The 22186-nt window shown below is 61.7% G+C and carries 19 protein-coding genes; 11 read left to right on the forward strand and 8 right to left on the reverse strand.

Annotated elements, in window-relative coordinates; translation table 11 throughout:
- Positions 1-14: 14 nt before the first annotated feature.
- Positions 15-281, forward strand: a complete 267-nt coding sequence (locus EBS11_RS08110) for a YfhL family 4Fe-4S dicluster ferredoxin (RefSeq protein ID WP_131374858.1) — start codon at positions 15-17, stop codon at positions 279-281.
- A 107-nt stretch (positions 282-388) separates the two neighbouring features.
- Entirely contained in the window at positions 389-985 is a 597-nt protein-coding gene (locus tag EBS11_RS08115) for a chalcone isomerase family protein (protein ID WP_290601917.1), read from the forward strand.
- 63 nt (positions 986-1048) lie between these two features.
- On the opposite strand, the gene EBS11_RS08120 is transcribed toward EBS11_RS08115, so the two are convergent.
- Complete coding sequence (locus tag EBS11_RS08120) at positions 1049-1354, reverse strand: hypothetical protein (RefSeq protein WP_290601919.1); 306 nt, start codon at positions 1352-1354, stop codon at positions 1049-1051.
- 196 nt (positions 1355-1550) lie between these two features.
- On the opposite strand from EBS11_RS08120, the gene EBS11_RS08125 reads away from it, so the two are divergent.
- A complete protein-coding gene (locus EBS11_RS08125; RefSeq protein WP_071325928.1) occupies positions 1551-2531 on the forward strand; it encodes a LysR family transcriptional regulator in 981 nt (326 codons plus the stop codon).
- A 53-nt stretch (positions 2532-2584) separates the two neighbouring features.
- On the opposite strand, the gene EBS11_RS08130 is transcribed toward EBS11_RS08125, so the two are convergent.
- Positions 2585-4147 (reverse strand): methyl-accepting chemotaxis protein, encoded by a 1563-nt coding sequence (locus tag EBS11_RS08130; protein ID WP_290601921.1) that lies wholly within the window; start codon positions 4145-4147, stop codon positions 2585-2587.
- A gap of 202 nt (positions 4148-4349) precedes the next feature.
- Positions 4350-4805 carry an Lrp/AsnC ligand binding domain-containing protein gene (locus EBS11_RS08135; RefSeq protein ID WP_010393827.1) on the reverse strand — a complete coding sequence of 152 codons (456 nt, stop codon included), beginning with the start codon at positions 4803-4805 and terminating at the stop codon, positions 4350-4352.
- 207 nt (positions 4806-5012) lie between these two features.
- On the opposite strand from EBS11_RS08135, the gene putA reads away from it, so the two are divergent.
- Positions 5013-8666, forward strand: coding sequence for a trifunctional transcriptional regulator/proline dehydrogenase/L-glutamate gamma-semialdehyde dehydrogenase (putA, locus tag EBS11_RS08140; protein ID WP_290601924.1), 3654 nt, complete (start codon positions 5013-5015; stop codon positions 8664-8666).
- 165 nt (positions 8667-8831) lie between these two features.
- Here the strand turns inward: putA and EBS11_RS08145 are convergent, their stop codons facing one another.
- Complete coding sequence (locus tag EBS11_RS08145; RefSeq protein ID WP_290601925.1) at positions 8832-9608, reverse strand: 5'-methylthioadenosine/adenosylhomocysteine nucleosidase; 777 nt, start codon at positions 9606-9608, stop codon at positions 8832-8834.
- A 1479-nt stretch (positions 9609-11087) separates the two neighbouring features.
- Here EBS11_RS08145 and EBS11_RS08150 point away from each other — a divergent pair.
- The 7 genes from EBS11_RS08150 (at position 11088) to EBS11_RS08180 (ending at position 19827) form a co-directional block, all read left to right on the forward strand.
- Positions 11088-12713: a GMC family oxidoreductase N-terminal domain-containing protein gene (locus tag EBS11_RS08150; protein ID WP_290601927.1), complete on the forward strand. Its 1626-nt coding sequence runs from the start codon at positions 11088-11090 to the stop codon at positions 12711-12713.
- 133 nt (positions 12714-12846) lie between these two features.
- On the forward strand, positions 12847-13617 hold the full coding sequence (locus EBS11_RS08155; RefSeq protein WP_290601928.1) for an ABC transporter ATP-binding protein: 771 nt from the start codon (positions 12847-12849) through the stop codon (positions 13615-13617).
- On the forward strand, positions 13617-14339 hold the full coding sequence (locus tag EBS11_RS08160) for an ABC transporter ATP-binding protein (protein WP_290601930.1): 723 nt from the start codon (positions 13617-13619) through the stop codon (positions 14337-14339). Before EBS11_RS08155 ends, EBS11_RS08160 begins: the two co-directional genes overlap by 1 nt.
- A gap of 72 nt (positions 14340-14411) precedes the next feature.
- On the forward strand, positions 14412-15620 hold the full coding sequence (locus EBS11_RS08165; protein WP_290601932.1) for an ABC transporter substrate-binding protein: 1209 nt from the start codon (positions 14412-14414) through the stop codon (positions 15618-15620).
- 167 nt (positions 15621-15787) lie between these two features.
- On the forward strand, positions 15788-16672 hold the full coding sequence (locus tag EBS11_RS08170) for a branched-chain amino acid ABC transporter permease (protein WP_070288905.1): 885 nt from the start codon (positions 15788-15790) through the stop codon (positions 16670-16672).
- A gap of 31 nt (positions 16673-16703) precedes the next feature.
- Positions 16704-17684, forward strand: coding sequence for a branched-chain amino acid ABC transporter permease (locus EBS11_RS08175; RefSeq protein WP_290601935.1), 981 nt, complete (start codon positions 16704-16706; stop codon positions 17682-17684).
- Positions 17685-17760: 76 nt separating this feature from the next.
- A complete protein-coding gene (locus EBS11_RS08180; RefSeq protein WP_290601936.1) occupies positions 17761-19827 on the forward strand; it encodes a 3-hydroxybutyrate oligomer hydrolase family protein in 2067 nt (688 codons plus the stop codon).
- A 211-nt stretch (positions 19828-20038) separates the two neighbouring features.
- On the opposite strand, the gene EBS11_RS08185 is transcribed toward EBS11_RS08180, so the two are convergent.
- The 4 genes from EBS11_RS08185 to sugE form a co-directional block, all read right to left on the reverse strand.
- Positions 20039-21196, reverse strand: coding sequence for an iron-containing alcohol dehydrogenase (locus EBS11_RS08185; RefSeq protein ID WP_290601937.1), 1158 nt, complete (start codon positions 21194-21196; stop codon positions 20039-20041).
- A gap of 95 nt (positions 21197-21291) precedes the next feature.
- Positions 21292-21468 carry a hypothetical protein gene (locus EBS11_RS08190; RefSeq protein ID WP_290601938.1) on the reverse strand — a complete coding sequence of 59 codons (177 nt, stop codon included), beginning with the start codon at positions 21466-21468 and terminating at the stop codon, positions 21292-21294.
- On the reverse strand, positions 21465-21824 hold the full coding sequence (locus tag EBS11_RS08195; protein ID WP_290601939.1) for an NADH-quinone oxidoreductase subunit A: 360 nt from the start codon (positions 21822-21824) through the stop codon (positions 21465-21467). The genes EBS11_RS08190 and EBS11_RS08195 overlap by 4 nt, the downstream gene beginning before the upstream one ends.
- Before the next feature lie 11 nt (positions 21825-21835).
- Positions 21836-22156, reverse strand: a complete 321-nt coding sequence (sugE, locus tag EBS11_RS08200; RefSeq protein ID WP_290601940.1) for a quaternary ammonium compound efflux SMR transporter SugE — start codon at positions 22154-22156, stop codon at positions 21836-21838.
- Positions 22157-22186 lie beyond the last annotated feature (30 nt).

The raw sequence follows: 22186 nt of genomic DNA on the forward strand, positions 1-22186 counted from the left end.
GTAAGAGTGAAATCATGGCATTACTGATCACCGACGAATGCATCAATTGCGACATTTGCGAGCCCGAGTGCCCGAATGACGCGATCTACATGGGCGCGGAAATCTACGAAATCGATCCCAACAAGTGTACCGAGTGCGTGGGCCACTTTGACGAGCCGCAATGCCAGCAAGTGTGCCCCGTCAGCTGCATCCCCTTCAATCCCGCCTGGCGCGAGACGCCGGAACAGCTGATGGCCAAGTACGAGCGCCTGCAGGCCGAGCTGCCTGCCGCCAAGGCCTAGGCGTTTCCTCGCCACCGCGCCTGCGTGGCGCCAGCTTCTGCCAACTGTTCTACACTGTGTGCTTGTGCAAACTTATCCACAGCACATGGTTTCCACGGAGGTAGAAGATGCACATCAGTACATCCCGTTTGCGCCCTTGCCTCGCCGCCGCCTGCCTGTGCGGCCTCTTGGCGCAGCCGGCCCTGGCCGTCGACGTGGGCGGCGTCAGGCTGGACGAGACGGTACAGCTGGCCAACCGCGAACTCAAGCTCAACGGCGCCGGCGTGCGCTATAAAGTCATCTTCAAGGTCTACACGATCGCCCTGTACCTGCCGGAAAAGAAAACCCAGCTGGCCGACATCCTCGCGCTGCCCGGGCCGCGCCGTCTCGAGATCGTCATGCTGCGCGACATCACCTCCGACGAACTGGGGCAAGCCTTCATGCAGGGCTTGAACCGCAGTTCCGACCAGGCCGACCGCACGCGCCTGCTGAGCCAGACGATGCAGTTCGGCGCCATGTTCGAGATGGTCCCGGGCCTGAAGAAGGGCGACATCCTGACCGTCGACTGGCTGCCGGAGGAAGGCACTTTATGCAAGCTGAACGGCAAGCAAGTGGGCGACAAGGTGCCCGAGCTGGCTTTCTACAATGCGCTGCTGAAAATCTGGATCGGCGCCCATCCCGCCGATACCCAGCTGCGCGCCCACTTGCTGGGCGACGTGGCGTAGGCAAAAACGCGGGCGTAAAAAAAGCCGGTGCGCACACCGGCTGGTCTTTCCGTCACAGCGAGCTTATGCGCGTGTCGACAGGGCGCGCAGTTCGGCGGCATTGCTCGGCGACACGCCATCCATCTTGCCCAGGGTGCGCTTGAGCGCCTGCGCTTCGCGCATCTGCTGGCGCGCCAGGCGCTCTTCGCGGCTCAGTTTGGGACGCACCACCAGCACCATGGCGCGGGCGATGCCCACCAGCAAGGGCTTGAACAGCAGGGCGAAGGCGCCCGCGGCGACGATCACCAGCACGATTTGCAGGGCGTTGAGCAGGGAAATCTCCAGCACGGGTGCGGATACTGCGTACAGGGCGGAGGCGAAGGTAGACATACTGTTCCAGTGCATTATAGAATTTGCCAGTACTATAGTGCAGTGCAACATATAAATCTAATTCCATTTCCTGATACCAATTATATGAATCGTGAATGGAAAACTGTAATATTTTTTTACGAGTGAAAATATTCGTGCCCGGCGCGGTTTACACTCCTGACTAATTCTTCGAATTCAACTTTTATCTGGGCTTTCCATGAGTTTTCTGACGCTGGATCTGAACTTGCTGCGTGTTTTCGACGCCGTCATGACGGAACAAAACCTGACGCGCGCAGCCGGCCACCTGGCGATGACGCAGCCGGCGGTATCGAACGCCATCAAGCGCCTGCGCGAAAGCCTCGGTGACGAATTGCTGATCCGCACGGCCTATGGCGTGAAACCCACGCCGCGCGCCGAAGCCCTGTGGCCTTCCGTGCGCTCGGCCCTGGCCAGCCTGGAAGCGGCCGTCACGCCGGAAACCTTCGACGTGTCGAAAACCCACGCCACCTTCCGCATGGCCATGGCCGACGCCACGGCCGCGTTCTGGCTGCCCTCGCTGATGCGCTCGATCGAACGGGAAGCGCCGGGCGTGAACGTGCGCATGATGCCGCTGACCACGCGCGAACCGCGCCCCATGCTGCTGCGCGGCGACATCGACCTGGCCGTGGGCTTCTTTCCCGGCGTGGCGGCGCAATTGTCGAGCGATACCAGCTCGCCCATCCGCCATGAGCGCCTGTATTCGGGCAAGTATGTGTGCGTGATGCGGCGCGGCCATCCGCTGGCCAAGGTGGAACTCAACCTGGATAACTATTGCGCGGCGAATCACCTGCTGGTGAGCTTTTCCGGCCGCGCCCACGGCCTCGTCGACGAAGCGCTGGCGCAGATCCACCGCGAACGCCGCATTTTACTGACGGTGAACCAGTTCTTCACGGCCGGGCGCGTCGTCGCCAATTCCGACCTGATCACCGTCCTGCCGCGCCACCTGATCGCCTCGACGGGCATGACGGAATCCCTGCTGTACAAGGATTTGCCGTTCACCTTGCCGGCCGTCCACCTGGACATGCTGTGGCACGAGCGCGACGCCCGCAGCCCCGCCCACAAATGGCTGCGCAACCACCTGGAAGAAATGAATACGCCCACCCTGCGCTCGGCCACGGCGGCCGGCGGCGGCGTGGCGCCGAAACCGCATATCGAGTAAATGATCTGCCAGCACCAGAAAAAACGCCTGATGAGTAATCATCAGGCGTTTTGCTATGCGTGGCTGCTGGAGCGGTAGCCGACCCGGAACCCGCCCCAGTGCTTGCCCTCGACGTGGATGGGCACGGACAAGTCGTGCATGACCTCGCCCGTGTCGCGTTTATACGTCTGCAACAGGAACGGCTTGGTATTGCTGCCGCAGCGCTTGCCCGTGCGGTCGCTGAAGATGCGCTTGGTGCGGTTATTGATGATATCGGTGGCGTAATCGCCCGTCAGCGGCTGGGAAAACTTCTTGTTGTGCGTTGGAAAGTATCCATTGTTGTCGACGGCGCCCGCGTACGCCAGATGGGGCAGGGCGGCCAGCACGCCTTCCTGCAGGTCCGGCAGAACCTTGTCCGTGAATGCGTCGAACTGCGTGTTGTGCTTGGGCGGATTGGTGTTCGGGATGGGCCGGTAGTGGCGGTCGAACAGGGCTTCGCGCGTGATGCGGCCCGAGGCGATGGCATGCTCGAACAATTTGCCCACCTCGCGCGCGGCGCGCTGGGCGGCCTCGCGGATTTCATCGTGGGGCGTGGCCACGCTCGCTTCGCCGAGAGCGCCGGCGATCACTTCGGCCCGCTCGGCCAGGGCCATCGCCGACTGCGTGGCGCGCGGCAATTCCGCGTTGGTCGACAGCATGCTGTCGCGGATTTGCCCGATGGCATCGGCGATCACCTGCGTCGTGTCGACGTGCTCGCGCGAGGCGCGGGCAATCTGCCCGATCTCGTCCTCGGACACGCCCGACGATTCCTCGATATGGCTGAGCGAGGCATGCACGCTTTCCACATTGCGCGCCGCTTCCGTCACGCCGGCCGCCAGCGAGCGCATGCCGCGCGCGGCTTTTTCCGCCTGTTCATTGATTTCGCGCACCATCACGCTGATTTCATCGGACGCTTCCTTGGTGCGCTGCGCCAGTTGCCGCACTTCCCCGGCCACCACGGCAAAGCCGCGCCCGTGTTCCCCGGCGCGGGCCGCCTCGATGGCGGCATTCAGCGCCAGCAGATTGGTGCGCGCGGAAATATCGGAAATGGCTTCCGTGAAGCCCGTGATGCGTTTGGATTTTTCCTGCAGGCTCAGCATGGTGCTGGACGCGCCTTGCGCCTCTTCGCGGGCGCTATTGATGCGCCGCAAGCCCTGGTCCACTTCGGCCCGCGCCGCCACGCTTTCCTGCCGCACGCCGGCCGCCACTTTGGCGGCCCGTTCCGCATTGGCGGCGATCTTTTCCGTCATGACCGCATTTTGTCCGGAACTGTCGGCGATGTCGCTGGCCGTCTGCACGTCCAGTTCCACCTTCTGTTTGACGGAGTCGACAAAATACGACGTTTCCGCCGCCCCGATCATGATGGCGTCGATGGCCTTGCCCACCGTGTCGGTGAACTGCTGCAAGCCCGTGTCGCCGCGGGGGCGGCTGGCCAGCGCCAGCAGCGCGGCGCCCGTGCAGGCGGCCACGCAGGCAATCAGATAGGGAGAGGCGCCGCCGCCCAGCGCCAGCAGCAGATAAACCAGGCAACAGGCGACGGCCATGGCCAGGATCGTGAATACAAAGAAACGCACCAGCTGATGCTGCAACTGCTTCATTTGTCCCCCGCTGCGAGAACCCGTCCCCCTCCCGTGGAGAAGGGGGTGTAACCGTATGCGGATGGGCACGATTGCCCGCCTTGCACCCTGAACTGGCGTCTGCGCGTCGTTTCAGGCGGCTACCGGATGGCAGAATTGTGGTTCTACCCTACAACATTTGTTCCGATAGCTCAATCAGAAAAACGGCAGCACTACACCGGGGTCACTTAATCGGCAATTTGGTGGTGTTTTTGACCTCTTCCATGACGGCATAAGTGTGGGTTTCCCGCACACCTTTTTGCAACAGCGTCTTGCCCAGGAATTCGCGGTAAGCGGCCATATCCTTGACGCGCGCCTTGACCAGGTAATCGAAACCGCCGGCCACCATGTGACATTCCAGTACCTCTGGAATGATTTGTACGCTATGCTTGAAGGCGTCGAACACTTCCGGTGTCGTGCGATCGAGCACGACTTCGATAAACACCAGCAACGAGACGTCGAGCAGCTGCGGGTTCAACTGGGCCGTATAGCCCATGATGTAGCCCGATTCGTGCAGCTTGCGCACGCGCTCCAGGCAGGCGGCCGGCGACAGGTTCACGCGCGCGGCCAGTTCCACGTTGCTGATGCGTCCATCACTCTGCAATTCCATCAAGATTTTCTTACTGATCTTGTCCAGCATGCGAATCACCCCCATATAAATATTATTTGGTTAAATTGTCGCATCAAAAACTATCTATTGCTAGTCCTCTGTATTACCAGAATTAATCCATAAGAATCCCCTTTACAATCGAATCATCTTAACGTTCGACTTTCTGTATTTTTTTGCACCAAAAAAGAGCAAAAATTACCGCAGGTTTCGTCCCATTTTTCCTTGTAAAGAGTCCCTATGCACCCTGCTGGCCCTTCGGCTTTTACCCCGATTCCCTTTGCTGCGCTCCAGGCGGAAATCCTGCCCGAAGCGACGCCACACCGCGCCGCCATCACTGCCGCCTATAGGCGCGACGAGGTTTCCGCCGTGCAGTGGCTATTGCAACAAGTGCGCGCCAGCAGCACCGAAACGACGGCCGAAGGCCAGGCCCTGGCGCACCGCCTTGTCTCGAACGTGCGCCAAAAACGCACACGCGCGTCCGGTGTCGATGCACTGATGCATGAGTTCTCGCTGTCCTCGGAAGAGGGTGTTGCATTGATGTGTCTGGCTGAAGCGCTGTTGCGTATACCCGACAGTCAAACGGCCGACCGCCTGATCGCCGACAAGATCAGCAAAGGCGACTGGCGCAAGCACCTGGGCGAATCGCCGTCGCTGTTCGTCAATGCGGCCACGTGGGGCTTGCTGATTACGGGAAAATTGGTCAGTACCAGCAGCGAATCGGGCCTCGGTTCGGCCATGACCAAGCTCATCGCCAAGGGCGGCGAGCCGCTGATCCGCAAAGGCGTCGACCTGGCCATGCGCATGCTGGGCAACCAGTTCGTGACGGGCCAGACCATCGAGGAAGCCTTGAAAAACAGCCGCGACAACGAAACGCGCGGCTACCGCTATTCCTACGACATGCTGGGCGAGGCGGCCCTGACGGAAAAAGACGCGGCCAGCTACTATGCCTCGTATGAAACGGCGATCCACGCCATCGGCAAGGCGTCGAACGGCCGCGGCATCAAGAACGGCCCCGGCATTTCCGTCAAACTGTCGGCCCTGCACGCGCGCTACAGCCGCGCCCAGCACGCCCGCGTCATGCAGGAATTGCTGCCCAAGGTCAAAGCCCTGCTCTTGCTGGCAAAACAGTACAACATCGGCTTCAACATCGATGCGGAAGAAACGGACCGCCTGGAACTGTCGCTGGACCTGATGGAAGCACTTGCCTTTGATACCGATCTGGCCGGCTTTGACGGCATCGGCTACGTGGTGCAGGCCTACCAGAAGCGCTGCCCGTTTGCCATCGATTACCTGATCGACCTGGCCAAGCGCAGCGGCCGCAAGTTCATGGTGCGCCTGGTGAAGGGCGCGTATTGGGACGCGGAAATCAAGCGCGCGCAAGTCGACGGCCAGGAAGGCTATCCCGTCTACACGCGCAAGGTCTACACGGACGTGTCCTACCTCGTGTGCGCGCAGAAACTGCTGGGCGCCAGCGGCCTGATCTACCCGCAATTTGCCACGCACAACGCGCAAACCCTGTCGACCATCTTTACCTGGGCGAAACGCGACGGCATCACCGACTACGAATTCCAGTGCCTGCACGGCATGGGCGAGACCCTGTACGACCAGGTCGTCGGCCCGGCCAACCTGGACAAGCCCTGCCGCATCTACGCCCCCGTCGGCTCGCACGAAACCCTGCTGGCCTACCTGGTGCGCCGCCTGCTGGAAAACGGCGCCAACTCGTCCTTCGTCAACCAGATCGTCGACGAGAGCGTGGCCATCGATAGCCTGATCCGCGATCCGCTGGAACAGGCGCGCCTGCAGGGCGGCTTGCCGCACCCGTCGATTCCCTTGCCGCTGGACATGTTTGGCAGCGAACGCAAGAACTCGGCCGGCCTGGACCTGTCGAACGAGGACACCTTGCGCACCCTGGCCGCCGGCCTGGCGCAGCAGCAGCAATGGCAGGCGGGTCCCCTGATCGACGGCGCCGTCAGCCTGAATGCGCCCACACATGCCATCCACAATCCGGCGCAGCACGACGATCTCGTCGGCAAGGTCATGGAAGCGGGCCCGGCGGACGTGGAAACGGCCCTGGCCAGCGCCAGCGCCTACGCCATGGACTGGCAAACGACGGAACCGTCGCTGCGCGCGCAAGCCCTGCAGCGCGCCGCCGACCTGTTCGAGGAACACCATATCGAGCTGATGGCCCTGGCGGTGCGCGAAGCGGGCAAGTCCTTGCCGAACGCCATCGCGGAAATCCGCGAAGCCGTCGACTTCCTGCGCTACTACGCGGCGCAGGTGGAACATGCGCCGAACAGCCTGGCGCTCGGTCCCGTGACCTGCATCAGCCCGTGGAATTTCCCATTGGCCATCTTCACGGGCCAGCTGGCCGCCGCCCTGGCGGCCGGCAACGTGGTACTGGCCAAGCCGGCCGAGCAAACGCCGCTGATCGCCCACCGCGCCGTGCAATTGCTGCACGCGGCGGGCGTGCCGCGGGGCGCGCTGCAATTCTTGCCCGGCAGCGGAGAAGTGGTCGGTGCCGGCCTGTGCAATGACGCGCGTGTCAAAGGCGTGATTTTCACGGGTTCGACGGAAGTGGCGCAATTGATCAACCGCAACCTGGCCGCGCGCGCCGTCGCCGAAGGCATCGACCTGCCCCTGATCGCCGAGACGGGCGGACAGAATGCCCTGATCGTCGATTCCTCCGCCTTGCCGGAGCAGGTGGTGCAGGACGTGATGTCGTCCGCCTTCGACAGCGCCGGCCAGCGCTGCTCGGCCTTGCGCGTGCTGTTCCTGCAAGCGGAAATCGCCGACAAGACCATCCACATGCTGAAAGGCGCCATGCAGGAGTTGCGCGTTGGCAATCCTGACCGCCTGGCCACGGATATCGGCCCCGTCATCGATGCGGAAGCGCAAGGCAATCTGCTGGCGCACATCAACAAGATGAAAACCGTGGCCCTCGACCACTATTCGCTCGACCTGCCGACCGTGAAAGGCACGTTTGTCGCGCCGACCGTGCTGGAAATCAAGTCGCTGGAGCAACTGACGCACGAAGTCTTCGGCCCCGTGCTGCACGTGATCCGCTACAAGCGGGCCGAACTGCCGCAACTGGTGCAATCGATCAATGACAGCGGCTACGGTCTGACCCTGGGCATCCATACGCGCATCGATGAAACCATCGACTTCATCACCAAGCGCGCGCACGTGGGCAATATCTACGTGAACCGCAACATCGTCGGCGCCGTCGTCGGCGTGCAGCCCTTCGGCGGCGAGGGCAAATCGGGGACGGGTCCGAAAGCGGGCGGCCCCCTGTACCTGAAGCGCCTGCAGCGCAACGCGCCGGCCGGCGCGCAGCACCAGCGCCAGGCGCCGCCAGCCCTCGACGCGCTGACCGTGTGGGCCAAGATGCATGGCCACGACCAGGTGCAGCAGCTGGCGCAGGAATACGCGCGTACGACCTTGCTGGGCAGCACCACCGTCTTGCCGGGCCCGACGGGCGAACGCAATACCCTGAGCTTTGCCCCGCGCGGCACGATCTTGTGCGCGGCAGCCACTTCCGGCACCTTGATGAACCAGCTGGCAGCCGTGCTGGCGACAGGCAACCAGGCCCTCGTGATGGCGCAATCGGCTGGCCTGATTCCCGGCGACCTGCCGGCCGCGCTGAAGGACCGCATCCAGGTCATCCATGATCTTGCGTCCATTCAACAGGATTTCCAGATCGCCATGATCGAGCCCAGCCTCGATGGCCAGCTCAAAGCGCCGCTGGCGGCCCGGGAAGGCGCCCTGGTGGGCACCATCGCCACCACGCAGGAAGGTGTCATCCCCCTGTGGCGCCTGGTCGCCGAGCGGGCCCTGTGCGTGAACACGACGGCGGCAGGCGGTAACGCCAGTCTGATGATGCTGAGTGTCTAAAGGAAGCTGAGAAAAAGTCCATGGCGTTATTGCCTTGCCTGGCCGTACATTCGTACTGCCTGCGGCAAGGCGCCTGGCCCTGAACATTTTTCAGGCTCCTTTGTTGTTAAGTAAAAAGGGCAGAACCAGTGGTTCTGCCCTTTTTTTATGCATTGACCCAAAAAATCAGCCAGCCAGGCGCCGGCACAGCTGTTGAATCACGGCAAACGCGTACGGCGACGCGACCGTCTGCACGAAACGCATGAAGTCGACGGCCGCCTCTTCGTTGGCATTGTCGGAAACGGTGCGCATGACCGTAAACGGCACGCCCAGCTCAAAACACACTTGCGCCACGGCCGCGCCTTCCATCTCGAGGGCCAGCAAATCGGGCAAATCCGCCTTCAATTGCCGCACCTGCGCGGCGCTGCTGATGAACTGGTCGCCGCTGGCGATCATGCCGCGGTGCACTTGCGCGTGCTGCAAGCCAAATTCCACGACCTCGGCTGGCTTGAGCACGCTGGAAACATCGTCACGCAGGAAATCGGCGGCGGCGCCAGCCAGCTGCGTGCTCAATTCCCGGTCCGTGGCAAAACGCTGCAGTCCCGTCAGCGGCACTTCGAAGCGGGGAAACAGAGGGCGGGCATCCATATCGTGCTGCAACAGCGCTTCGGCCACGACGATATCGCCCACTTTCACGTGTTTATCCCCGCTGCCGGCCACGCCCGTGAAGACGATGTGGGTAACTCCGTACTTTTCCACAAGGATGGAAGCCGTCATGGCGGCGGCAACCTTGCCCAGACGCGACAGGACGCACACAGCGTCGATATTCCACAGGGTCCCCAGGGTGTAGTCGCGCATGCCGTGTGAACGCCTCTGGGGGCCTTGCATGGCTTCTACCAGCCCCTGCTGTTCTTCGTGCAAGGCACTGATGATGCCTAAACGCATTTTTTTAGGTGAATTCATGCTGTTTTTACAGGTTTTCAGGATTGCCAAACGGTTTTCATGGCGAAAACAGCTATTCCGGTGACTTTTCTACCGTGCGCGTTTGTCTCTGTGTTTTAAATAAAGATGTATACATAAAAATAGTAGTGATAGTAAACGGCCATTTTTCTGTGGATAAGTCGGTATACCGTATAAAAATCATCGACTTGGCGTACAAAAAAGTAGGCGCACAAGCATTGTATCTACGGAGGACTTGTTTGGGATAAAAATCGGCTTGTGGACAAAGAACGACTTTTCCCACATCTCATCCTGTGGATATGCAGGCACTTATCCACACCGGCAAGCAAAAATCACGGATTTTCTTGCTGTCGTGGCATGTTTGACGCGCTTCACTGTCCCCCATGCTTGTCGGGCAATCCACCTTGAACGAACACGAGCGCTGTTCTTGCACGGACCTTGGCATCCAGGTGATTCCTGGAAGACGGTTTGGCAGTGGGTCTGAGTGTCGCCGTTGGCTTTTTTTTTTGGTCGTTTTTGCTTGTTTTTTGGAAATATCCCCGGACTTCCGTTTTTTTTGTCGGTTTACAATAGATCTATATATAAAAATAGTAGTAATAGTAAACGCGTTTTTTTCTGTGGATAAGTCGCCTTTTTTCAACAGGATCAAGCGTTTACGTGAAAAATAAAGCGTGCATAATCGCTGTATCGCGCGAGGAGCAAAATTGTATAAAATGCGGGCCTGCGCATAACTTCGTGTTTACTCACAAGTCATCCTGTGGATATCAAGTGACTTATCCACAATCGCTTCAAATTCCCCCTCTTTTCGACGTCGAATGGCTGGCTGGCAAGATGCCTGGCCAGGCCGGTTGACAATTCTATTTTGCGAAACGGTTTGGCAGTGCTGTTGGCGTGATGTCGGCCGTGCCGGTTTTCGTCGCTCAGTTGTTGGCTCGATTTTTTTTTGTCAGTGAACGCCGTTCGTCGGCTTTTTTTTTGACGACAAGCGGGCGAAGCTGCTTGACGGAGAAGGGCAGGCAAAACGTGTCTTGTCGGGTTTACCTTAACAAGATCGTATACAAGAATAGTAATAGTAGTTAACGGCGGCAACTTCTGTGGATAAGTCCTGATTTATCCTTGTAAACAATCGCTTGGCGTACGGATAAGCGCTGAGTAAGCGTTGTATGTGGCCGGGATGGTTTTGGGATAAAAAATAGCCGCTGAAAAAAATTTTCGTTTACTCACATATCGTACCTGTGGATATCCATACGCTTATCCACAGCTTGCAGCCCCTGTGCGGGGACGATTTTTGGCTGCCGAAACGGCGCGTTGCTGCGCGGATCATGGAAGCCCGACGATTAATGTCGCCCTGGGCCGGCACTGGTGGTAATCTCACTGCGGCTCAGCAGCCATGCATGCATGAAGAAAGACAGACTCTGGTAACGGGACGCGGCGGGGAGACACGCTGCGCGACAGCTTGATGGCATACCGAAAGGAGCTTCATTGGAATCGGCAGGCGAATACGACTACATCATCGTGGGCGGCGGTACGGCAGGTTGCGTGCTGGCCAACCGGCTCACGCGCGACAAGGATGCCAACGTGTTACTCGTGGAAGCGGGTGGCAAGGATGACTATGTGTGGATACATATCCCCGTCGGCTATCTGCATTGCATCGGCAATCCCCGCACGGACTGGCTGTATTCCACGCAGGCGGACGCGGGCCTGGGCGGACGCAGCCTGATGTATCCCCGCGGAAAAGTACTGGGCGGCAGTTCTTCCATCAACGGCATGATCTACATGCGCGGCCAGGCCGGCGATTACGATCACTGGGCCGACCTGACGGACGACGCTTCCTGGCGCTGGGACAAAGTCTTGCCGCTATTTAAGCAAAGCGAGGATTATTACGGCGGCGCCTCGGAAAACCATGGCGTGGGCGGTGAATGGCGCGTGGAAAAACAGCGCCTGTCGTGGGATATCCTGAATGCGTTCCGCGATGCGGCGCAGCAGGTCGGCATCCCGAAAACCAGCGATTTCAATGGCGGCGACAATAGCGGCAGCGCGTATTTCGACGTCAACCAGCGCCGTGGCATCCGCTGGAATACCTCGAAAGCGTTCTTGAAACCGGCGGCCCGGCGGCCGAACCTGACCATCATGACGGGTTGCCACGTGGAACGCCTGTTGCTGGAAACGACAGAATCGGGCCCGCGCTGCACGGGCGTCGTGTTTACGGGCGGCGGCACGCAGTGGCAGGCGACGGCGCGGCGGGAAACCCTGCTGACGGCGGGCGCCATCGGCTCGCCCCAGTTGCTGCAACTGTCCGGCATCGGTCCGGCCGCCTTGCTGCAGCAGCACGGCATCGTTCCCGTACTGGATTCCGCTGGCGTGGGCGGCAATCTGCAGGACCATCTGCAGCTGCGCATGGTGTTTAAGGTACAGGGCGTCAAGACCTTGAACGTGATGGCCAGCAATCTCGTCGGCAAGATGCAGATCGGCTTGCAGTATGCGCTGTTCCAGAGCGGGCCCATGTCGATGGCGCCGTCGCAGCTGGGGGCGTTCGCCAAGTCCGACCCGCAGCAAGCCACGCCGAACCTGCAATACCACGTGCAGCCGCTGTCGCTGGATAAATTCGGCGAGCCGCTGCATGCGTTTCCCGCGTTTACAGCCAGCGTCTGCAATCTGCGTCCCACCTCGCGCGGCCATGTGCACCTCGCCTCGGCCGACAGCTACGCGGCGCCGAAGATCGTGCCCAATTACCTGAGTACCGAGCAGGACCGCGCCGTGGCGGCCGATGCCTTGCGCCTGACGCGGGCCATCGCCGCCGCGCCGGCGCTCAAGCGGTTTGCGCCGCAGGAATACAAGCCGGGCGTGCAATTCCAGAGCCAGGAAGAACTGGCGCAGGCGGCCAGCCAGATCGGCACCACCATCTTCCACCCGGTGGGCACGTGCCGCATGGGCGTGGCCAGCGATCCGTCGAGCGTTGTCGACAGCACCCTGCGCGTGCTCGGCGTGGCGGGTCTGCGCGTCGTCGATGCGTCCATCATGCCGTACATCACGTCGGGCAATACCAACTCGCCCACCGTGATGATCGCGGAAAAAGCGGCGCAAATGATACACGCGGCCTGGAAATAACGGGTGAAAAGCGCGAGTTTGCGCCATTCGGCCTGGCCAAAAATCCCCGTAGTTATACTGTATTGTGCGTTAAATTTAAGTTGTGTATTATAAAAATGACTAAGTAGTACAAAAAGTACAACTAGGAGACACGATGTCAAACGTAATCTTGGAAACAAGAAATTTGACCAAGGAATTCAAGGGTTTCACCGCCGTCAGCGAGGTGAACCTGAAGGTAGAGCGGGGCCATATCCACGCCTTGATCGGTCCGAACGGCGCCGGCAAGACCACGTGTTTCAACCTGCTCACCAAATTCCTGGTTCCCACCGCCGGACAGATCCTGTTCAATGGCAAAGACATCACGGCCGCCAAGCCGGCCCAGATCGCCCGCATGGGCGTGATCCGCTCGTTCCAGATTTCCGCCGTCTTCCCCCATTTATCCGTGCTGCAGAATGTGCGCATCGGCTTGCAGCGCCAGCTGGGCACCTCGTTCCACTTCTGGAAAAGCGAACGTTCATTGAGCCAGCTCAACGACCGCGCCATGGCCTTGCTGGCCGAGGTGGACCTGACGGAGTTCGCCGACACCATCACGGTCGACATGCCCTACGGGCGCAAGCGGGCGCTGGAAATTGCCACCACCCTGGCGATGGAACCGGAAATGATGCTGCTCGACGAACCGACGCAGGGCATGGGCCACGAAGACGTGCACCGCGTTACGGAACTGATCAAGAAGGTTTCGGCCGGGCGCACCATCCTGATGGTGGAACACAATATGAACGTGGTCTCCGGCATCTGCGACAAGATTTCCGTCTTGCAGCGCGGCGCCATGCTGGCCGAAGGCAGCTACGCGGAAGTGTCGCGCAATCCGCAAGTGATGGAAGCGTACATGGGCACCACCCACGCGGAACTGGAAGGGGCACATTGATGACCGCTAGCAACAAGGCACCGGCGCTGGAAATTGCACAACTGCATACCTGGTATGGCGAATCGCACATCCTGCACGACGTGAACCTGAAAGTGGAGCAGGGCGAAGTGGTGACTTTGCTGGGCCGCAACGGCGCCGGCCGCACGACGACCTTGCGCGCCATCATGGGACTGACGGGCGCCCGCACGGGGTCCATCAAGGTCAACGGCGCCGAAGCCATCGGTTTGGCCACGCACAAGATCGCCCACCTGGGCATCGGGTATTGTCCCGAAGAGCGCGGCATTTTTTCCTCGCTGTCGACGGAGGAAAACCTGCTGCTGCCGCCCACCCTGGCCAGCGGCGAGAAGGGCATGTCGGTCGAGGAAATCTACGCCATGTTTCCCAACCTGCAGGAGCGCCGCCACAGCCAGGGCACGCGCCTGTCGGGCGGCGAACAGCAGATGCTGGCCGTGGCGCGCATCCTGCGCACGGGCGCGCGGCTGCTGCTGCTCGATGAAATTTCCGAAGGCCTGGCGCCCGTCATCGTGCAGGGCCTGGCGCGCATGATCACCACCCTGAAAGCGAAGGGCTACACCATCGTCATGGTGGAACAGAATTTCCGGTTTGCCGCGCCGCTGGCGGACCGGTTTTATGTGATGGAGCACGGTCAGATCGTCGAGACTTTTGCTGCATCCGAACTGGAGGCCAAGATGCCGGTCCTGACCGAGCTGCTCGGCGTGTAGTCCCAGTCCGTTTTACCCGTCATCGTCCAGCAATCGACTGAATAGCAAACAATAATCCCCAACGGAGACACTATGAAACGTAACGCTATCGCCATTGCCACCGCCACCCTGTGCGCCCTGGGCTTGTCCTGCGCCGCGCACGCCCAGGTATCGGGCGACACCATCAAGATCGGCTTTATTTCCGACATGTCCGGCGTGTATTCCGACGTCGACGGCCTGGGCGGCGCCGAAGCCATCAAGATGGCGATTGCCGATGCCGGCGTGGTCATCGCCGGCAAGAAAGTGGAATTCATTTCCGCCGACCACCAGAACAAGGCCGACATCGCCGCCTCGAAGGCGCGCGAATGGTTTGACCAGCAGGGCGTCGACATGCTGATCGGCGGCACCAATTCCGGCGCCAGCCTGGCCATGGCCAAGGTGGCGGCGGAAAAGAAAAAAATCTTCATCGCCATCGGCGCCGGCTCCTCGCGCCTGACGAATGAAGAGTGCACGCCCTACACCGTACATTACGCTTACGACACGGTGGCACTGGCGCGCGGCACGGGCGGCACCATCGTCAAGCAGGGCGGCAAGAACTGGTATTTCATGACGGCCGACTATGCGTTCGGCCACTCGCTGGAAAAAGACACGGCCGAGGTCGTCAAGGCGGCCGGCGGCAAGGTGCTGGGCAGCGTCAAGCATCCGCTGGGCGCCTCGGACTTCTCGTCCTTCCTGTTGCAGGCACAGGCAGCCAAACCGCAAATTCTCGGCCTGGCCAATGCGGGAGGCGACGCCATCAACAGCATCAAGGCGGCCAACGAGTTCGGCCTGACGAAATCCATGAAGCTGGCCGGCTTGCTGATCTTTATCAATGACATCCATTCGCTGGGCTTGAACCTGACGCAGGGCATGTACCTCACCGATGGCTGGTACTGGGACCTGAATCCGGAAACGCGCGCCTGGTCGAAGCGTTACTTCGACAAGATGAAGAAGGAACCGTCGATGCTGCAGGCGGCCGATTATTCGGCGGCGGCCAATTACCTGAAGGCCGTCAAGGCGGTGGGCTCGGACGATACGGACAAAGTCATGGCCTACCTGAAAAAGACCAAGATCAACGACATGTTCACCAAGAACGGCGAAGTGCGTCCCGACGGCCGCATGGTGCACGATATGTACCTGATGGAAGTGAAGAAGCCGTCCGAGTCCAAATATCCATGGGATTACTACAAGGTGGTGGCCACCGTGCCCGGCGCGCAGGCGTACGTGACGAAGGCTGAGTCGAAGTGTTCGCTGTGGAAGTAACGCGGTAGCAAACCTTGCGGATTGCCCGCCGCGCGCGGGCAGTCTGTTTTCCTGCGCGCCACCTGCCGGTGCGCGGGGTGAGCCTTGCGCCGCCGCGCCCGTCTGCGGTGGCGTGTTTCCCTTGATGCCACACCGTCGTCCGGCGGTGCTTTTTATACTGTGATGCCATGGAAATTTTCGGCGTTCCATTACAAGCGATGATGAGCCAGCTGCTGCTGGGCCTCGTCAACGGCTCGTTCTATGCCATGTTGTCTCTCGGTCTGGCCGTCATCTTCGGCTTGCTTAACGTCATTAATTTCTCGCACGGCGCCATGTACATGATGGGCGCCTTCCTGGCCTGGATGGGCCTCAGCTATTTCGACATCAATTACTGGGCCATGCTGGTCATCGCCCCCATCCTCGTGGGCCTGGTCGGCATCCTCATCGAAAAGACCATGCTGCGCTGGCTGTATAAACTCGACCACCTGTATGGCTTGCTGCTGACCTTTGGCATCACCCTGATCATGGAAGGCGTGTTTCGCTCCTTCTACGGCGTCTCGGGCCAGCCGTATGCCGTGCCTGAAGCGCTGGCCGGCGCGACGGACCTGGGCTTCATGATCCTGCCGAACTACCGCGCCTGGGTCGTCATCGCTTCGCTCTCCGTCTGCCTGGCCACCTGGTTCGTCATCGAGAAAACCAAGCTGGGCGCCTACCTGCGGGCGGGTACGGAAAACCCGAAACTGGTGGAAGCGTTCGGCATCAACGTGCCGCTGATGGTCACGCTGACCTTCGGCTTCGGCGTGGCGCTGGCGGGGTTTGCCGGCGTGCTGGCCGCGCCCATCATCCAGGTCTCACCGCTGATGGGCTCGAACCTGATCATCGTCGTCTTCGCCGTCGTGGTCATCGGCGGCATGGGCTCCATCATGGGCTCCATCCTCACGGGCCTGGGCCTGGGCGTGATCGAGGGCCTGACCCGCGTGTTCTACCCGGAAGGCTCGGCCACCGTGGTCTTCGTGGTGATGGTCATCGTGCTGCTGCTGCGTCCCGCCGGCCTGTTCGGCAAAGAAAAGTAATCCTCATCAGTCATGTATTGGAGCTACCACGATGAATAAGAATGTAGGCTACGCCATTGCCCTGCTGCTGGCACTGGCGGCCCCGTTTTACGGCTATCCCGTCTTCCTGATGAAGTTGCTGTGCTTTGCCCTGTTTGCCTGCGCCTTCAATTTGCTGATCGGCTATACGGGCCTGCTGTCCTTCGGCCATGCGGCGTTTTTTGGCGGCGCCGGCTATGTCACCGGCTATGCCTTGCGCACGTGGGGCTGGCCGACGGAACTGGGCTTGCTGGCGGGGGTCGCCACGGGAGCGCTCCTGGGCCTGGTGATGGGCGGCCTGGCCATCCGCCGCCAGGGCATCTACTTTACGATGATTACCCTGGCGCTGGCGCAGATGGTGTACTTCCTGGCCTTGCGCCTGCCGTTTACGGGCGGCGAGGATGGCTTGCAGGGTGTTCCACGTGGAACCTTGCTGGGCACCATAGACCTGGGCAACGACACGGTGCTGTACTACGTCGTGCTGGCCATCTTTGTCGCCGGCTTCGCCCTGATCGTGCGCACCATCCATTCGCCGTTCGGTCAGGTGCTCAAGGCCATCAAGGAAAACGAGCCGCGCGCCATTTCGCTGGGCTACGACGTCAACAAGTACAAGCTGATGGCCATCGTGCTGTCCGCGTCGCTCGCCGCCCTGGCCGGCGCCACCAAGACCCTGGTGCTGGGCTTTGAGACTTTGACCGATGTGTACTGGGGTATGTCGGGCCTGGTCGTGCTGATGACACTGGTAGGAGGCATGGGTACCCTGGCCGGTCCCATCCTCGGCGCCGTGCTCATCATTGCCCTGGAAAACAAGCTGGGCGATTTCGGCACCTACCTGGCCGCGCACACGGGCGTCGAGTGGTTCGGGACGTTGGGCGAATCGGTGGGCATGGTCACCGGCGTGATCTTCGTCATCTGCGTGCTGCTGTTCCGGCGCGGCATCGTCGGCGAGGCCATCGCGCGCTTCGGCGGCAGGGCCGCCAAGGCCGCTGTCTGATTTTCCAGCAACGCCGGACGGATCGTCCGGCGTTTTTCATTGTGCGTCCACTGTGTCCTCAACGGAGAGAACCACCATGCAAACGACGATCTTGCGCGCGGCCAACGGCACGGGCCTGTGCACCTTGCTGCTGCTGGCCGGCTGCGGCAGCAACCATGCGCCGGAAGAATTGAACCAGCTGCCCAACTACCTGGGCACCATTTCGCGGGCCGACTACGACGGCAAGAGCAATGACCTGCTGACGGCCGGCCTGGGCAAGACGGGGCTGGCGGGCGCTACGCCCGCGTATGCGAATGGAGAGCAGCCGACGCCGGCCGAGCTGCGTCGCAACGCCATCCACGCCAATTACCGCGCCGTGCTCGACATCGCCGCCAACAGCGGCTACGGCACCCTGTACGGCCCCAACGTGGATGCGGCCGGCAATGTCGGCACGGGGGAGGGCCTGGTGGCGGGCAGCGAATACATCGCCTATGCGGACGATGGCACGGGCAAGAAGAACGTCACCTTGATGGTGCAGGTGCCGGCCAGCTTCGACCCGGACCGCGCCTGCATCGTCACGGGCACGTCGAGCGGCTCGCGCGGCATCTACGGCGCCATCGGCAGTTCCGGCGAATGGGGCCTGAAAAAGGGCTGCGCCGTCGCGTATGCGGACAAGGGTTCCGGCACGGGCCTGTACGTGTTCGAGGACGACAGCGTCAACCTGCAGAACGGCGTGCGCACGGGCAGGGTGGCCGCCGGCAAGAACGCGCTCTTCGCGCCGGACCTGGGCGACGCCGACCGGCTGGCCTGGGCTGGCGCCTACCCGAACCGCGTCGCCTTCAAGCACGCGCACTCGCAGCAGAATCCGGAGAAGGACTGGGGCAAGGTCACCTTGCAGGCCGTCGAGATGGCGTATTACGTGTTGAACGAGCGCTACGGCGTACTGGCCCGCGACGGCAGTTCGCACATCGTGCGCCTGACGCCGAAGAACACCGTCACGATAGCGTCGAGCATTTCCAACGGCGCCGGCTCGGCCCTGCTGGCGGCGGAACAGGATACCAAGGGATTGATCAGCGGCGTGGCCGCCAGCGAGCCGCAAATACAGCCCCAGCCATCGAACGCGTACACCGTGCGCCAGGGCGGCGTGGTGGTGAATGCGCCGGGGCGCGCCCTGTTCGACTATGCCACGTATGCCGCCCTGTACCAGCCATGCATCGCTTCCGTGGCTGGCAGCGCGGGACGCTGCACGGCGCTGGCCGCCAAGGGTTTGCTCAACGGCGCCGACCTGGCATCGCAGCAGGCGGACGCAAAACTGCGCCTGCAGGCGTATGGCTGGCTGCCTGACTCCGATCCGCTGCAGGCGGCGCATGCGGGCACGAATATCCTCGTGGCCGTCACGTATGCCTATGCTTACGGGAAATTCTCCGTGACGGACAAGGTGTGCGGCTTTACCTTTGCGCAGACGGATGGCAGCGGCAATCCGGTCGCGTTCACGTCGGCGCAGAAGGCGGCCAGCTTTGCCGCGCAAAACGGCATCCTCGGCAATGTGCTGTATGAGGACAGCGTCGGCGGCGCCAGGGTGTACACGGCGGGCGTGTCGCCGTCGACCAGCCTGGCGGACCAGTCGCTCGACGGCTTCCTGTGCCTGCGCAGCCTGGCGACGGGACTGGATGCCGTCAATGGCGCCGGCCTGCGCGGCACGCTGGCCACGCAAAGCGCGCGCGTGCGCGCCGGCATGACCGAAGTGCAGGCGAGCGCCAAACTCAACGGCAAACCGGCCATCCTCGTGCATGGCCGCAGCGATACCTTGATTCCCGTCAATCATGCTTCGCGTGCCTACCTGGGTCTGAATGCTGCCGTGGAAGGCGCGAACAGCAAGTTGCGCTATATCGAGGTGACGCACGCCAACCACTTCGATTCCTTCAGCAGTGCCTTGCCGACCCTGATCGTGCCCTTGCATGTGTACCTGAACCGGGCGCTCGATGCCATGTATGCGCACCTGACCGCCAAGCAGGCGCTGCCGCCATCGCAGGTGGTGCGCACGGTAACGCGGGCCGATGCATCGACCCTGATCACGAATGTCAACGTGCCGGCCATCGCGGCGGCGCCGGCGGCCGGCAATGTGATCAACGTGGCGGGCACGGTGGTGGATATCCCCAACTAAGCAAGGCCCAATAAATGATGGTGATGTCTGACGTCCATAACCGGCGCACTACGGCGTTGCCCACTGCTGGCCGTGCGCGTACAGCGTCGCAGCGGGCGGCTGGCATCGCATTCGCTTCTGTTCGTCATAACGTCCCAAGAATTTCCTGAGGATTACTGGCGGCTTGGCCGTTGCAGGAAAGCCACGTGCTGTACGTGGCTTTTTTACGTCCTTACAAGGCCGCCGCGTAGATGGCGCGGGCGTCGAGGCGCGTGAGCGGGCGGGGATTGTTGCCCAGCAGGCGAGTCTGCAGCATGGCTTCGTCGGCCAGCCGGTCCAGGTCGCCGGCCGCGATGCCCACTGCGCGCAGGGTGCGCGCGATGCCGGTGGCGTGGGCAAGGTCCTGCATGGCGTCGATCAGGGTGTGCGCCCGTGCCTCGTCGCTGCCCGTGATGCCGGGCTGGAGCAGGGTGGCCAGCTGCGCATACAGGGGCGCCGCATGGGGCAGGTTGAAGTGCAGCACGTGTGGCAGCACGAGCGCATTCGACAGCCCGTGCGGCACGTGGAACAGGCCGCCGATGGGATAGGCGAGGGCGTGCACGGCGGCCACGGGCGCATTGGCAAAGGCCTGGCCAGCCAGCATGGCGCCCAGCAGCATCGCTTCGCGCGCGGCCAGGTTCTGCCCATCGCGACACGCCGTCACGAGGTGCGCATGCAGCAGCGACAGCGCCTGTCTTGCCAGCATGTCGGACAGGGGATTTTTCAGCAAGCGGCTGGTGTACGCTTCGATCGCATGCACCATGGCATCGATGCCGGTGGCGGCCGTGATGGCGGGCGGCAAGCCCAGGGTCAGGCTGGCATCGAGGATAGCCAGGTCCGCGTACAGCTGTGGTGCCGCCACGCCCATCTTGGTCGTGGCGCCCGTGGTGACGATGGCGATATTCGTCACTTCGGAGCCCGTGCCCGCCGTGGTCGGTAATTGCACGAGGGGCAGGCGCTGGCCGTGGGCATTGCCGATACCGTACAGTTGCGTCAGTTCCTGGCGGCCGGGCGCCAGCACGGCGATCAGTTTGGCGACGTCCAGCGAACTGCCGCCGCCCAGGCCGATAATCAGTTCCACGTGAAACATCTGCGCCTGGCGCACGCCGGCCAGCACAATGGCTTCGGGGGGATCGGCTTGTACCTCGGAAAAGACGTGGACCTCGATCCCTGCTGCCTGCAGGCTGCGCAAGGGAGCCTCGGCCAGGCCCGTGCGCAGGAAGCCCGCGTCGGTAACGAGCAGGGCACGGCGCACGGCGGGGAAGTGGTGGCCGATGTGCGTACCCAACTGGGCGGCGGCACCTGCCTCGACGATCACATGCGGCACGGTGCGGAACTGGAAGGCGGACATGCATGCTCCTGGAAGTTAGGCCAGCAGCAAGCTTACTCCGCTTTCCGCTGACACGCAGGTTTCACGTGGAACGTAGCGACGGGCCGGTGCGAGCGTCAGCCGCCGTGCCGCAGGCCATGCAGCAGCAGCGCCAGGCTGGCCACGACGGACACGCTGGCCGTGCCGGCCAGCACGCGGAAGGTGGGGGCATGCTGCCGCCTGGGGTATTCCCGCTTGGCGGCATAGGCCAGGGCCACCCCCATCAGCAGGTTCAGGAACAGGAGCTGGTTCATTCCCAGTCCAGCGCGCCGCGTTTCCATTCATACGCCAGCCCGATGGTCAGGAGACTCAGGAAGCCCATGACGGCCCAGAAGCCGGGCAGTCCCAACGCGTTCACATTCGCCGCCCACGGCATCAGGAAGATGACTTCGATATCGAAGAGGATGAACAGGATGGCGACCAGGTAGAAGCGGATGTCGAATTTCATGCGCGCATCGCCAAAGGCTTCGAAGCCGCATTCATATGGGGACAGTTTTTCCGGGTCGGGTTTGTGCGGACCCAGCACGCGTCCCAGCAGCATGGGCACGATGCCGACCAGGATGCCGATCAGGATGAACAGCAGCACGGGGAAGTAGCTTTCGAGGAACATGGTGCTACTCCTCAGTGGCTGGAAGATAATTTCATCAGCACGATGCCGCTGACGATGAGGACGGCGGCGCACACGCGCATGGCGTTGAGCTGCTCGCCCAGAAAGACAACGCCGACGATGAAGGCGCCGACGGCGCCGATGCCCGTCCAGATGGTGTACGCCGTGCCCAGGGGCAGGGTGCGCATGGCCAGCGACAGCAAGCCGAAGCTGGCGATCATCATGACCACGGTAACGATGGAGGGGGTGAGGCGGGTGAAACCCTCGGAGAGTTTCATCGAGTATGCCCACACGACTTCCAGCATGCCGGCAATGAGTAAGAGTATCCAGGCCATGGCGGCTCCTTATACAGAGCGGGCCGTCCC

The sequence above is a fragment of the Janthinobacterium sp. genome (genome assembly GCF_009923995.1).
Taxonomy (GTDB): domain Bacteria; phylum Pseudomonadota; class Gammaproteobacteria; order Burkholderiales; family Burkholderiaceae_D; genus Janthinobacterium.

Excerpts from the sequence above, each read along its gene's own strand:
- EBS11_RS08110 (WP_131374858.1), top strand. The coding sequence starts at position 15 with ATGGCATTACTGATCACCGACGAATGCATCAATTGCGACATTTGCGAG.
- EBS11_RS08115 (WP_290601917.1), top strand. The coding sequence starts at position 389 with ATGCACATCAGTACATCCCGTTTGCGCCCTTGCCTCGCCGCCGCCTGC.
- EBS11_RS08120 (WP_290601919.1), bottom strand. The coding sequence starts at position 1,354 with ATGTCTACCTTCGCCTCCGCCCTGTACGCAGTATCCGCACCCGTGCTG.
- EBS11_RS08125 (WP_071325928.1), top strand. The coding sequence starts at position 1,551 with ATGAGTTTTCTGACGCTGGATCTGAACTTGCTGCGTGTTTTCGACGCC.
- EBS11_RS08130 (WP_290601921.1), bottom strand. The coding sequence starts at position 4,147 with ATGAAGCAGTTGCAGCATCAGCTGGTGCGTTTCTTTGTATTCACGATC.
- EBS11_RS08135 (WP_010393827.1), bottom strand. The coding sequence starts at position 4,805 with ATGCTGGACAAGATCAGTAAGAAAATCTTGATGGAATTGCAGAGTGAT.
- putA (WP_290601924.1), top strand. The coding sequence starts at position 5,013 with ATGCACCCTGCTGGCCCTTCGGCTTTTACCCCGATTCCCTTTGCTGCG.
- EBS11_RS08145 (WP_290601925.1), bottom strand. The coding sequence starts at position 9,608 with ATGAATTCACCTAAAAAAATGCGTTTAGGCATCATCAGTGCCTTGCAC.
- EBS11_RS08155 (WP_290601928.1), top strand. The coding sequence starts at position 12,847 with ATGTCAAACGTAATCTTGGAAACAAGAAATTTGACCAAGGAATTCAAG.
- EBS11_RS08160 (WP_290601930.1), top strand. The coding sequence starts at position 13,617 with ATGACCGCTAGCAACAAGGCACCGGCGCTGGAAATTGCACAACTGCAT.
- EBS11_RS08165 (WP_290601932.1), top strand. The coding sequence starts at position 14,412 with ATGAAACGTAACGCTATCGCCATTGCCACCGCCACCCTGTGCGCCCTG.
- EBS11_RS08170 (WP_070288905.1), top strand. The coding sequence starts at position 15,788 with ATGGAAATTTTCGGCGTTCCATTACAAGCGATGATGAGCCAGCTGCTG.
- EBS11_RS08175 (WP_290601935.1), top strand. The coding sequence starts at position 16,704 with ATGAATAAGAATGTAGGCTACGCCATTGCCCTGCTGCTGGCACTGGCG.
- EBS11_RS08180 (WP_290601936.1), top strand. The coding sequence starts at position 17,761 with ATGCAAACGACGATCTTGCGCGCGGCCAACGGCACGGGCCTGTGCACC.
- EBS11_RS08185 (WP_290601937.1), bottom strand. The coding sequence starts at position 21,196 with ATGTCCGCCTTCCAGTTCCGCACCGTGCCGCATGTGATCGTCGAGGCA.
- EBS11_RS08190 (WP_290601938.1), bottom strand. The coding sequence starts at position 21,468 with ATGAACCAGCTCCTGTTCCTGAACCTGCTGATGGGGGTGGCCCTGGCC.
- EBS11_RS08195 (WP_290601939.1), bottom strand. The coding sequence starts at position 21,824 with ATGTTCCTCGAAAGCTACTTCCCCGTGCTGCTGTTCATCCTGATCGGC.
- sugE (WP_290601940.1), bottom strand. The coding sequence starts at position 22,156 with ATGGCCTGGATACTCTTACTCATTGCCGGCATGCTGGAAGTCGTGTGG.